At 59.6% G+C, this 11,767-nt stretch carries 11 protein-coding genes and 1 riboswitch; of the genes, 3 read left to right on the forward strand and 8 right to left on the reverse strand.

Going from position 1 to position 11,767, the window contains the following annotated elements; genetic code table 11:
* Position 1 precedes the first annotated feature (1 nt).
* The 3 genes from rpsP to FHU41_RS04185 form a co-directional block, all read right to left on the reverse strand.
* The gene (rpsP, locus tag FHU41_RS04175; protein WP_179389123.1) at positions 2-430 is read right to left on the reverse strand and encodes a 30S ribosomal protein S16; all 429 of its coding nucleotides are present in this window, start codon (positions 428-430) and stop codon (positions 2-4) included.
* A gap of 234 nt (positions 431-664) precedes the next feature.
* Positions 665-1,129, reverse strand: coding sequence for a hypothetical protein (locus FHU41_RS04180; protein ID WP_179388352.1), 465 nt, complete (start codon positions 1,127-1,129; stop codon positions 665-667).
* Positions 1,130-2,026, reverse strand: a complete 897-nt coding sequence (locus tag FHU41_RS04185) for a VOC family protein (protein WP_179388353.1) — start codon at positions 2,024-2,026, stop codon at positions 1,130-1,132. It lies immediately after the preceding gene.
* 85 nt (positions 2,027-2,111) lie between these two features.
* A riboswitch (TPP riboswitch) is annotated at positions 2,112-2,222 on the forward strand.
* Here FHU41_RS04185 and thiC point away from each other — a divergent pair.
* Positions 2,215-3,978: a phosphomethylpyrimidine synthase ThiC gene (thiC, locus tag FHU41_RS04190; RefSeq protein ID WP_179388354.1), complete on the forward strand. Its 1,764-nt coding sequence runs from the start codon at positions 2,215-2,217 to the stop codon at positions 3,976-3,978. Its footprint overlaps the riboswitch before it by 8 nt.
* On the opposite strand, the gene FHU41_RS04195 is transcribed toward thiC, so the two are convergent.
* A complete protein-coding gene (locus FHU41_RS04195; protein ID WP_179388355.1) occupies positions 3,968-4,297 on the reverse strand; it encodes a GNAT family N-acetyltransferase in 330 nt (109 codons plus the stop codon). The genes thiC and FHU41_RS04195 overlap by 11 nt on opposite strands.
* A gap of 137 nt (positions 4,298-4,434) precedes the next feature.
* Here FHU41_RS04195 and FHU41_RS04200 point away from each other — a divergent pair, with 137 nt between their 5' ends.
* Positions 4,435-5,904 (forward strand): FGGY-family carbohydrate kinase, encoded by a 1,470-nt coding sequence (locus FHU41_RS04200; RefSeq protein WP_179388356.1) that lies wholly within the window; start codon positions 4,435-4,437, stop codon positions 5,902-5,904.
* A 13-nt stretch (positions 5,905-5,917) separates the two neighbouring features.
* On the opposite strand, the gene ffh is transcribed toward FHU41_RS04200, so the two are convergent.
* Both ffh and FHU41_RS04210 read right to left on the reverse strand, forming a co-directional pair.
* Entirely contained in the window at positions 5,918-7,495 is a 1,578-nt protein-coding gene (gene ffh / locus FHU41_RS04205) for a signal recognition particle protein (RefSeq protein WP_179388357.1), read from the reverse strand.
* 117 nt (positions 7,496-7,612) lie between these two features.
* Positions 7,613-8,155 (reverse strand): GNAT family N-acetyltransferase, encoded by a 543-nt coding sequence (locus tag FHU41_RS04210; RefSeq protein ID WP_179388358.1) that lies wholly within the window; start codon positions 8,153-8,155, stop codon positions 7,613-7,615.
* Between the two features lie 74 nt (positions 8,156-8,229).
* Between FHU41_RS04210 and FHU41_RS04215 the strand changes: the two genes are divergently transcribed.
* Positions 8,230-9,651: a glucose-6-phosphate dehydrogenase gene (locus FHU41_RS04215; protein WP_179388359.1), complete on the forward strand. Its 1,422-nt coding sequence runs from the start codon at positions 8,230-8,232 to the stop codon at positions 9,649-9,651.
* A 107-nt stretch (positions 9,652-9,758) separates the two neighbouring features.
* Here the strand turns inward: FHU41_RS04215 and FHU41_RS04220 are convergent, their stop codons facing one another.
* Both FHU41_RS04220 and FHU41_RS04225 read right to left on the reverse strand, forming a co-directional pair.
* Positions 9,759-10,097 (reverse strand): P-II family nitrogen regulator, encoded by a 339-nt coding sequence (locus FHU41_RS04220; RefSeq protein ID WP_179388360.1) that lies wholly within the window; start codon positions 10,095-10,097, stop codon positions 9,759-9,761.
* Complete coding sequence (locus FHU41_RS04225; protein WP_179388361.1) at positions 10,094-11,452, reverse strand: ammonium transporter; 1,359 nt, start codon at positions 11,450-11,452, stop codon at positions 10,094-10,096. Before FHU41_RS04225 ends, FHU41_RS04220 begins: the two co-directional genes overlap by 4 nt.
* Positions 11,453-11,767: the final 315 nt, after the last annotated feature.

The following is an 11,767-nucleotide window of genomic DNA, read 5'->3' on the forward strand; positions in this document are numbered from 1 at the left end:
CTTACTCAGCCTCGGTGGTCTCTGCCGGAGCCTCGGTGGTCTCCTCGGCCGGAGTTTCCTCAGCGGCCTTCTTCTTGGAGGTGATGGCTTCCTTCACGATGACCGAAGACTTCTCGGGAGCCACAAAAGCTTCCTTAGCCACCTTGGACTTCAAACGGCCTTCCTGGCCGGTGAGTCCCTTGAATTTCTGCCAGTCGCCGGTGATCTTGAGGATCGTGGCAACCTGCTCGGTGGGCTGGGCGCCCACGGAGAGCCAGTACTGAGCACGCTCGGAGTTAACCTCGATGAACGAAGGTTCCTCGGTGGGGTGGTACTTGCCGATCTCTTCGATGGCACGACCATCGCGCTTGGTGCGCGAATCAGCCACGACGATGCGGTAGTACGGGGCGCGCATCTTGCCGAAGCGCTTGAGACGAATCTTAACGGCCACTTTTGTGGTCACTCCTGTTTCTGAAAGGATCGAACCTTCCGTCACGCTCCCGTGGGGCGGGCCGATCCTGGAAAGTTCTAAAGGACACGTCGCACACGGAGAGAGGGGCCGCGCGGATCGAGTACCCGTTCATTATGCCAGATCGGCGCAGACCAAGCGAACTCAACACACCGCCACCACCCCGGAGAGCTGCTCACCGAGAAAACCCGAAGAGCCGAGAGTCAGAGGAATGATTCAGCCCAGCAGGAAGTACAGCGCCAGCCTGGAATCCTCCGCCGCCGCAACCACCTTCACGGCCAGCGCGGCAAGCTGGTTGACCAAGGCTTCGGCAAGCTCCAAGGTGCCGTCGAATTCCTCGCTATTGGCCCAGGCAGCAACGAGGTCCTTGAGCTCTTCAGGGTCTTCCAGTCCTGGAAGTTCTGCAAACACCTCGGTGACGGCATCTGGGACCACGAGCAGCTGATCCAGATCCACATCAACCATGCCCAGCTCGTACTCAATGCCGGTGGTATGCACGGTCTTGGCGGCCAGTTCGGCCAGTACCTCAAGTTCCAGATCGCTCACATCACCGAAATCGAGCAATTCAGCGGGTGCGCCCTGCCCACTTCGGGCATAACGGCTGGCTTGCTGATGGTCGGCAATGAAAAGCTGGTTCCTGGCGGACATCGCAATGCCTCTTTCGACGGTGGTTCGAGTCATTCAGTGCTGCGAGCGCAGCTTCGAGTCCACAGTAACCCGGATCTGGTTTCGCCAGGGATCCTCGAAGCGCAGTTCCGCACCCGTGTTGCCATTTGCAATGCCATGATGATCAAGGCGTTCTTGCAAGGCTCCAAGGTCATCGGCACCGGGGAGCGCGATTCGAACCTCTCCTAAGCCCAGGGTGTCGCGCCGCGGGCCCGCTCCTCGGCTGTTCCAAACGTTCATGGCCATGTGGTGGTGGTAGCCGCCTGCGGAGACGAAGAGTGCCTGATCGTGAATGCTCGCGGTTTTCTCAAAACCGAGCGTACGGACGTAGAAGTCCTCAGCCCTCGCTACCTCTCCGACCTGCAGGTGAACGTGTCCGACGGCGGCCTGAGCCTCACGCTGCCCGCTCAGCGCGGTTTCGTCCAGGTTTTCCAGCAGATAGCTCTGCGGGCTGAGTGGGTTACTCGCCATTCGCACGGTTGCACCATCCCAATGCCAACTGTCTCGCGGCCGGTCGAAATAGAGTTCGATGCCATTGCCTTCTGGGTCGGTGAAGTAAAAAGCTTCGCTCACCAGATGGTCGGCACTGCCCACGAAGAGACTGGCATCGAACTGGGCGGCCGTGGCCAGGGTGGCGGCCAATGCAGACCGACTTTGGAAAAGCAGCGCGGTATGGAACAAACCTGCCTCCCCAGCAGAGGGCAGTTGTAATCCTTCGGCCGGAGCCAGCTTCACCAACGCGGTTCCAGCGCGACCCAGCCGGACGCCGTCGGCTGCCTCGGCTATGGTTTCCAGGCCAAGGGCGCGCTGGTAGTAATCGGTCATCCCTGGCAGATTGCCAACTTTGAGGGTGACCATCTCCATGGCCAGCTCGGCTGGCAGCAGATCCTGTGCGGCACTTTCAAAATTCATATTTTGCCTAATTACTTGAAGCTTCAATTTATTCCCTGTGTCGAACTCATCTCTCTTTCCGCTCAGCCACATCTGCTATTCTCTGTTCCATCCACACGGGTGCCCTTGGCAAAGGGCTGAGATCGGGCTGATACCGCCTGCGACCGTTCGAACCTGTCCGGGTCATACCGGCGAAGGAAGTAGGAAATATGCGTAATTCTGCCGAAATTCATCCCTCACATTCACTTTCCTTCCTCGACCAAGAAGGGCTACGCGTCCCGGTCACCCGAATCGCCCTCGAAGATTCCCCCGAAGGGCCAAACCCGGATTTTGTCACTTATCGCAGCAGCGGGCCGGGAAGTGATCCGGTGCGCGGGTTACCGGCTTTGCGAGCCGAGTGGATCGCCGAGCGCGGCGACGTCGAGAGCTATCAGGGCCGCCGTCGAGAGCTTTCCGACGACGGTCGTTCGGCCGTGCGCAGAGGTGCCGCCTCCACAGAATGGCAAGGGGCTAAGGCACAGCCCTGCCGAGCCTTGCCAGGCAAACGGGTAACTCAAATGCACTACGCCCGGGCCGGTATTGTCACTAAGGAAATGCGTTTCGTCGCCTTGCGCGAGGGCTGCGAGGTTGAACTGGTGCGCGCCGAACTGGCCGCAGGCAGGGCGATCATTCCGAACAACATCAATCATCCGGAGTCCGAGCCAATGATCATTGGCAAGGCTTTTCTGGTCAAAATCAATGCCAATATCGGCAACTCTGTCATAACGTCCTCCATTGCCGAGGAGGTGGACAAAATGCAGTGGGCCACCCGATGGGGCGCGGATACCGTGATGGACCTCTCCACCGGAGACGATATCCACACCACTCGGGAGTGGATCATTCGCAACTCCCCCGTGCCGATAGGAACGGTTCCGATTTATCAAGCCCTCGAAAAGGTCAACGGTGACGCTTCCGCGCTGAACTGGGAGATCTTCCGTGACACCGTGATTGAACAGTGTGAACAGGGAGTTGACTACATGACGATTCACGCCGGCGTGCTGTTGCGTTATGTACCGCTGACGGCAAACCGGGTGACCGGCATTGTCTCTCGCGGAGGCTCCATCATGGCTGGCTGGTGCCTGGCACACCACCAGGAGAATTTCCTCTACACCCACTATGACGAGCTTTGCGAAATCTTCGCCCAGTACGACGTCGCCTTCTCCCTGGGCGATGGCTTGCGCCCCGGCGCCACCGCTGACGCTAATGACGCTGCACAGTTTGCGGAACTCGATACCCTGGCGGAATTGACCGCCAGGGCGTGGGAGTTCGACGTTCAGGTGATGGTGGAGGGGCCGGGCCACATACCGTTCCATCTGGTGCGCGAGAACGTGGAGCGACAACAGGAACTCTGCCAAGGAGCACCGTTTTACACGCTCGGGCCGCTGGTGACCGATATCGCCCCCGGCTACGATCACATCACCTCCGCAATTGGCGCAACAGAAATCGCCCGTTACGGCACCGCTATGCTCTGTTACGTCACGCCGAAGGAGCACCTTGGGCTACCAAATAAAGACGACGTCAAGACCGGAGTGATTACCTACAAGATCGCCGCGCACGCCGCCGATCTGGCCAAAGGCCACCCCGAGGCGCACCGACGCGATGATGCGCTGTCTAAGGCTCGATTCGAGTTTCGCTGGCGAGACCAATTCTCACTATCTTTAGACCCAGCCACCGCCGAAGCCTTTCACGACGAGACTTTGCCAGCCGAACCGGCGAAAACCGCGCACTTCTGTTCAATGTGTGGCCCTAAGTTCTGTTCAATGCGAATCTCCCAGGACATCCGAGCCGAGTTTGGTGGGGCATCGGAGCAAGCCACCCTGGTGGCCTCCATCGAAGAAATGCAAGCCGGACTGAAAGCAAAGTCCGCTGAGTTCATCGCAGCCGGTGCGGAAATTTATCAGCCCAGAACCTATCAGTCCAGAACTAGAGCCTAGCCACCATCACCACGCGGGCTCCGAGGCCATCCAGGCCAAGCTCCACCTCGTGTTGCCGAAGCCCGGCGCCCTGGCCAGCTGCCTCGGGACGCACCGAAAGTTGCTCTAGGTGCGCTTCGCCGTCGACCTCTTCGATTCGGGCCAGGCCGATGAGCTTGCCGTCAGCTTCAGCTACCAAGGTCTGCAGTGACTCTTGATATTCCTGGCTGGAGCTGACGGCGGGTAGTCCGGGCATTTCCAAGAGTACGTCCGCCGAACTCTCGATCTCGGGAAGATGCTGAAAGTCAGTCAGCTCCGCGGGGCGAATCCTTATTTCCATCCCAGCAGCTTATCGCCGCAGGTTTGAAGTGATTGCTCTAAGCTGCTGTTTCTCGAAGTCGAGAAAACGATTACTCTTAGATTTATGCGGCCAACTCCGCTAGCTAGCTCTTCCTTGCTGACCAAAGGCGGTTTCTCATGTTTCTCGGTATCGACATCGGCACCGGCAGCACCAAAGGCGTGCTGGTTACCAGTGAGGGGCGGATCCTCGACCGAGAGGCCATTGAACACAACGTCAGCACACCCCGGCCCGGCTGGTTTGAATTCGATGCCGAGCAGATCTGGTGGGCCGAGATTCAGCAGATCAGCCGGACCCTGCTTAGCCGTGCTGAGCTCCCATTGCAGGGTGTCTGCGTTAGCGGAATGGGACCGTGCTTGGTAGTCACCGGCGAAGATCTAAAACCGCTACGGCCCGCGATTTTGTATGGCGTCGATAGCAGGGCCGGTGCAGAAATTGATGAACTAAATCAAGAACTTGGCGCCGAGAAAATTTTCGAACGCTGCGGCAAACAACTCTCCTCGCAATCGGTGGGGCCAAAAGTTCGCTGGCTGGCTCAGCATGAGCCAGAGGTCTTTGCCGCCACACGACGTATTTTCAGTCTCAACTCATTTATCGTGGCAAGGCTCACCGGCGAATACATTCAAGATCACCACAGCGCCAGTCAGTCCGACCCGCTCTACGATCTGCACAGCAATGATTGGATTCCGGAGCATTGGCAGAAAATTGTCGGTGGTGTTCCAGCACCGCGACTAGTCTGGCCCGCCGAGGTGGTTGGCAGCGTCAGCGTAGAAGCCGCCCGGCTCACCGGCATCCCGAGCGGCACCCCGGTCTGCGCGGGCACCGTAGATGCCTGGGCGGAAGCCTTCAGCGCGGGTGTCAGACAGCCTGGAGACACCATGCTGATGTACGGCTCCACGCTCTTCGTGGTGCAGATTCTGCAGAACTATCAAGCGCACGAAAAACTCTGGACCACCACGGCCGTTGAGCCCGGCAGCCTGAGCCTGGCCGCCGGAACCTCAACGAGCGGCACCCTGGCCTCCTGGATGCGGCAGCTCTTCGGCCAACCCAGCTTTGAGCAGCTGATCGCCGAAGCCGAGCGGGTTCCGCCTGGATCGAATGGTTTGCTCCTCCTGCCCTACTTTGCGGGTGAGCGCACGCCGATCTTCGACCCGCAGGCCCGGGGAGCCATCCTCGGCCTCACCACGGCACACCAACGCGGACACCTTTTTAGGGCAGGCTACGAAGGCATCGGTTATGGTGCCCGGCAGATCATGGAATTTTTGGCGGCTAGCGCGGAACGGCCCAGCCGACTGGTCGCCGTCGGAGGTGGCACCCAATCCAAGCTCTGGACCCAGGTGACGAGCGATATCACCGGCTACGCTCAAGAAATTCCGGCCGAAACCATTGGCGCCAGCTACGGAGATGCGCTCATGGCGGCGATCGGCACCGGAGCCGTCGAGGCCAAGACCGATTGGTCGCGGATTACCGAAATAATTCACCCCGAGCCGCGACGGCAGGAGCTTTACCAGGAGCTCTACAGTATTTTCAGCGAGCTCTACCCGGCTACCAGGAAGGCCATGCACCAATTAGCCGCGCTGCAACGTTGAGCGCCGCAGCCAGCTAGTTCTTGCCCAGGAACTTGTCGAAGCCCTTGGGCAGGTTCAGCGCTGAAGGATCGAAGTCTTGATTTTGTGCACCGAAGGCGGCTCCAGTAGCGGCCGCGGTGCCCCGATTGGCTCGCTTCTCCTCGGCCTCACGCAATTGCTGCGCAGCCTTGGCGGGATTGCCGGAACGAGCCTTTTTCTTTGGCGCGTTCTTGGCAGCCTTACGGGCACCGCCGGCACCCGGCCCGGTCATCCCAGGAACCCCAGGCATCCCACCGGCAGCCATTTTCTTCATCATCTTCTGTGCCTGGCCGAAGCGTTCCAGCAGGCCATTCACCTCGGAAACGTGAACCCCAGAACCACGCGCGATACGAGCCCGGCGGGAACCATTGATGATCTTGGGTGCCACCCGCTCGTGCGGAGTCATCGAGCGGACAATGGCTTCCACCCGATCGACCTCCCGCTCATCGAACTGCTCGAGTTGCTGACGCATGCCGGCGGCGCCGGGCATCATCATCAGCATTTTCTTCATCGATCCCATATTGCGGATCTGGTTCATCTGAGCCAGGAAGTCATCGAGGGTGAAATCTTCCTGATCAGCGAACTTCTTCGCCATCCGGGCGGCTTCATCCTTGTCCCAGGCCTGTTCCGCCTGTTCGATCAGGGTGAGCACATCACCCATATCCAGGATTCGGGAAGCCATCCGGTCCGGGTGGAAAACCTCGAAGTCATCCAGTGATTCACCGGTCGAGGCGAACATCACCGGTTTGCCGGTCACCGTGGCCACCGAGAGGGCCGCACCACCGCGAGCGTCGCCGTCGAGCTTAGAAAGCACAATGCCGGTGAAATTCACGCCTTCATCGAAGGCTTGCGCGGTGGCAACCGCATCCTGACCGATCATCGCATCGATCACGAAAAGCACTTCGTCCGGGGAGATTGCTGCCCGGATATTCGCGGCCTGCTGCATTAGCTCGGCATCAACGCCGAGCCGTCCCGCGGTATCAACAATCACCACATCATGCAGTTTCGATTTAGCTTCGGCCAGACCAGCCTGCGCCACCGCTACCGGATCACCGGTAGCGGCCTCAAACTCCGAGGAAACTCCCGGATGCGGAGCGAAAACTGGAACACCGGCGCGCTCGCCATTGACTTGGAGCTGCTTGACCGCATTGGGGCGCTGCAGATCGGCGGCCACCAGAAGCGGCGAGTGCCCCTGCCCCTTGAGCCATTTGGACAGCTTGCCAGCCAGGGTGGTCTTACCGGCGCCCTGTAGACCGGCCAACATAATGACGGTCGGCGGATTCTTCGCAAGCCTGATGCGGCGAGTCTGGCCACCCAGGATTTCTACAAGTTCTTCGTTGACGATCTTGACGATCTGCTGCGCCGGATTCAGGGCAGCATTGACCTCGGCCCCGAGCGCGCGCTCACGGACCTTGCCGGTGAACTCGCGAACCACGGACACCGCAACATCGGCGTCGAGCAGGGCGCGACGGATCTCCCGAACGGTGGCATCGACATCGGCCTCGGATAACCGGCCCTTGCCACGAAGGTTCTTAAAGGTTGCGGCCAGCCGGTCGGACAGTGAGTTAAACACCTATGATCATCTTTCGAAAGAAGTTCAGTGGAACAGCCTTTCAAGGATAGCAAGCCAATGCCATCGCGCCGCCCACCGCACGCTCACAGCGGAACCAATACTGAATGTCTCTCAAGCTCAGCTGCCGAATATGCGTTGGAAAAGCAGATGGTCCTGCCAGCGCCCGTCGATCTTCAGGTAATTGCGAGCCACCCCGATCGCTTCAAAGCCATTACGCCGAAGCACCCGCTGCGAAGCCTGATTATGCAGAAGAGTGCCGGCCTGGAGTCGGTGCAGACCATACTCCTCCGCAACAATCCGGCACACCTGCGCAACCACCGTGCTCATTTGCCCGCGGCCCTGCACATTCCGATCAATCCAGTAACCCAGGTTTCCACTCATGAAAGGGCCGCGCACAATTCCGGTGACCGTGACGGTACCAATGATCCGTTCAGCTTCCGTCAGCACCCACGGCAGGGTCGAAGCCCCGGCAAGCTCCTCAAGTTTGCTAGAAATCGCTTCACGCTGGCCCGCCTCTGTGTAGAACGTTTCGGCGCGTTGCGGCTCCCACGGTTGCAAGTGTTCGAGGTTCCTGCGGTAGGCAGCCGCCAATTCGGCTGAGTCCTCCAAGCGAACCAGGCGGAGGGAACATTGATCCTGCTCGGGGCGATGGTTGCTCATCGAATGAACTTTAGCAATAGCCAAAGTTGGTGTGCCAGGCTTCACAAAGCTGACGTTGGTGGCATGCTTGGGGGGTGACTGGAACAAAGAAAAGTATTCAGAAGAGCTCTAAGCACGCCGTGCGCACCCTGCTCATTCTTGGCGCCTCAGGTGACTTGACGGGCAGACTGTTACTGCCCGGCGTCGCACGTTTGATTGCCGCTGGCCGCGCTCAGAACCTGACCCTCGTCGGGGCTGGGAACGATGCCTGGAGCGATCAGCAGTGGCTAGAACGGGTTGGTACCGTCTTTGAGGCGGCTTCAGAAGGTACGACGGCGACCGGCCAGAAGGCGCTCGAGACGGTCAAAGCGGGCACCTCCTATCACCAGGTGGATGTCACCGCAAAAGGTGAGTTGGCTAAATTATTGGCCACCCTCGAAGGGCCGATCGCGGTCTATTTCGCACTTCCCCCGGCGGTCAGCCAGGCGGCCTGTGAGCTGCTCAGCGCCGACGAGCTGCCGGCGGAGACCCGCTTGGTCATGGAGAAGCCTTTCGGTTCCTCGGCGGAGTCGGCGCATTCACTCAATGAGACACTGGCGGCGCTGGTTCCTGAGGACCATATTCACCGGGTGGATCACTTCCTGGGCAAATCCACGGTTTTCAATATCCTGGGCCTGCGCTTCGCGAATCGACTGCTGGAACCGCTGTGGAACGCCGACCACATCGAGAAGGTCGAGATTGTCTTCGACGAGGATCTGGCCCTGGAGAACCGCGCACGCTACTACGACCACGCGGGCGCGCTACGGGACATGATCCAGAGTCATCTGCTGCAAATCATGGCCATCATAGCGATGGAAGCCCCGGCTACCCTGGGTGAGCAGGACGTCCGCGATGGCATCGCCTCGGTGTTGCGCGCCAGCAGCATCGATACGGATTTTGCTCAGAGCACTCGTCGGGCACAGTACACGGCCGGAAAAATTGGCCGCAAGGCGGTACCTGATTATCAAGCCGAGGAAGGCGTTGATCCGGCGCTGCACACCGAGACGCTGGCTGAGGTGGAAATCCAGATCAAAAACTGGCGCTGGGCAGGTGTACCGTTCATCCTGCGCTCGGGTAAGGCGCTGGGCAAGGCCCGCAAGGAAGCCGTCATCACCTATAAGCAGGTGCCGCACTTGCCCACCGGATTCCGCGGGGTTGACTCCCCCACCCGGCTACATATTGGCTTTGGGCCGGACACCTTGCAGCTTGATTTGGACATCAACGGTCCCGGTGATCTTTTCAGCTTGAACCGGGTGAAGCTGGAGGCGGACCTCTCTGGAGACCCTTTGCTCCCCTATGGTGAAGTGCTCGACGGCGTGCTGAACGGAGATCCGCTGCTTTCGGTCCGCGCGGATACCGCCGAGCTCTGCTGGCAGATCGTGGAGCCAGCGCTCAAAGCCTGGAAGGCGAACAAGGTTCCGTTAGAAACCTATTCGGCTGGCAGCCCTGGCCCCAAGGATTGGCCCACCAGCATCTAACGCCCTTTAAACGCCGCCGAGTGTGGAGATCTGCACGTTAAACCGTGGTTATAACGTGCAGATCCCCACACTCGGCGAAGGTTTTTGGTGCTGACACCGCCTAAGGCTTAGACCGCGGCGTTGCCCCGTTCTCCGGTGCGTACCCGTACTGCCTCGTGCACGCTCACGGTCCAGACCTTCCCATCGCCTGCGCGTCCGGTATTAGAGCTGGAGATCAGCACATCGACAATGTCATCCACCTGGTCGTCGGTGGCGAGGACTTCAATCCGGATCTTCGGCAACAGATCGACAACGTACTCCGCCCCACGGTAGACCTCGGTGTGTCCGCGCTGCCTGCCGTAACCATTGGCTGCGCTCACGGTAAGTCCTTGGACGCCGTAGCTCTCTAAGGCTCCCCGCACGTCGTCGAACTTCTCCGGTCGAATGATCGCCGTGATGAGTTTCATGATTCCACCTTAATCTGCTGCTCTTGCTGAATCTCAACATGCCTGGATCGCAGGGCTTCGTCAAGAGGATGGAAAGCGCTACCAACCCGTCCGCCAAATTCATAGGCGGTTTCCGCGTGCACGGACACGTCGATGCCATTTACTTCGTGCTCCTCGGAGATTCTGAAGCCCATCGTCTTATTGATGATCCAGCCCACGATGAAGGCAACCACGAAGGAGTAGGCCAGTACCACGAAGGAGCCCAACGCCTGCTTGCCCAGTAATTCGAAGCCACCGCCGGAGAACAAACCGCTGACAGCAGCCGGGGATTCCGGGTTTGCCGCCAGCCCGATGAACAGCGTGCCGATCAGGCCACCAACTAGGTGGACACCCACGACGTCGAGCGAATCGTCATAACCGAGCTTGTATTTCAGCCCCACTGCCAGCGCGCAGACGGCACCTGCCAAGATGCCCAGCACAAGGGCCCATGCCGGGGTGATCGCGGCGGCAGCCGGGGTGATCGCTACCAGGCCTGCGACGGCGCCGGAAGCGGCCCCGAGCGAGGTGGCGTGACCGTCGCGGATCTTCTCAACGATCAGCCAGCCCAGGGTGGCGGCAGCCGGGGCAGCCAGCGTGTTGATCCAGGCAAGTCCAGCCGTCGCATTGGCGGCCAAGGCTGAGCCCGCATTGAAGCCGAACCAGCCGAACCAGAGCAGACCGGCCCCGAGCATAACGAAGGGAAGGTTGTGCGGGCGATGGCTCGGATCCTTGCCGAAGCCCAGCCGTTTGCCGAGCACCAGAGCCAAAGCCAAAGCAGCGGCACCGGCGTTGATGTGCACCGCGGTTCCACCGGCAAAGTCGACCACTCCGAGTCCCTGACCAATCCAGCCACCAATATTATTGCCATTGGCGTCCTTATTGAAGTCAAAAACCCAATGCGCCACCGGGAAGTACACCAGTACTACCCAGATGCCGCCGAAGAGCATCCAAGCGCCGAACTTTGCCCGGTCCGCGATGGCTCCGGAGATCAGGGCGACGGTAATAATGGCGAACACTGCCTGGAAGCCGACAAAAGCGATTTCCGGGATGGTGCCAACCAGCGGTGCGCCGTCTCCGGTGCCTAACACCCCGTTTAGGCCCAACTTCTCAAAGGGATTGCCCAGTAGGCCTCCCCCAATATCGGTGCCGAAGGCCATTGAGTAGCCAAAGAGCACCCAGAGCACGGTCACCAAAGCGATCGCGCCGAAACTCATCATCATCATGTTCAGCACGCCCTTGGCGCGAGTCATGCCCCCATAGAAAAAAGCCAGTCCCGGGGTCATCAGCAGAACCAGAGCTGCCGAGACCAATACCCAAGCGGTGTCACCTGCGTTCATGAATACAGTGCCCCACTTTCTCACCTAGTGCGTCAGTGATTGCAGGAACGCAATCAACTCGTACTGAGATTCTGCGGGTGGCGTGTTTCACGCTAAGCGGTTCTAGATGTCGGTGCTGTTACAAGCTTCGGCTGGGAGTAAATGCTAAGTCACCAATAAGTTTCCGCCAGGTTACAAACCATCCGTCCCACTCCCTCCCCCGTTTCACTCCCAGCTATCCCACTGGGTGTTACGGAAGTGGCAGGAGTACACCGAAAATCGTCACAACAGCAACTTCTGCACCATTCAGTGGGACAGCTGGGTAAGGCGGAGGTG

This window comes from Psychromicrobium silvestre, assembly GCF_013408295.1.
GTDB classification, from domain to species: domain Bacteria; phylum Actinomycetota; class Actinomycetes; order Actinomycetales; family Micrococcaceae; genus Renibacterium; species Renibacterium silvestre.

Coding starts and splice junctions, on each gene's coding strand:
- FHU41_RS04180 (WP_179388352.1), bottom strand. CDS start 1,129: ATGACTCGAACCACCGTCGAAAGAGGCATTGCGATGTCCGCCAGGAAC.
- FHU41_RS04185 (WP_179388353.1), bottom strand. CDS start 2,026: ATGAATTTTGAAAGTGCCGCACAGGATCTGCTGCCAGCCGAGCTGGCC.
- thiC (WP_179388354.1), top strand. CDS start 2,215: ATGCGTAATTCTGCCGAAATTCATCCCTCACATTCACTTTCCTTCCTC.
- FHU41_RS04195 (WP_179388355.1), bottom strand. CDS start 4,297: ATGGAAATAAGGATTCGCCCCGCGGAGCTGACTGACTTTCAGCATCTT.
- FHU41_RS04200 (WP_179388356.1), top strand. CDS start 4,435: ATGTTTCTCGGTATCGACATCGGCACCGGCAGCACCAAAGGCGTGCTG.
- FHU41_RS04210 (WP_179388358.1), bottom strand. CDS start 8,155: ATGAGCAACCATCGCCCCGAGCAGGATCAATGTTCCCTCCGCCTGGTT.
- FHU41_RS04220 (WP_179388360.1), bottom strand. CDS start 10,097: ATGAAACTCATCACGGCGATCATTCGACCGGAGAAGTTCGACGACGTG.
- FHU41_RS04225 (WP_179388361.1), bottom strand. CDS start 11,452: ATGAACGCAGGTGACACCGCTTGGGTATTGGTCTCGGCAGCTCTGGTT.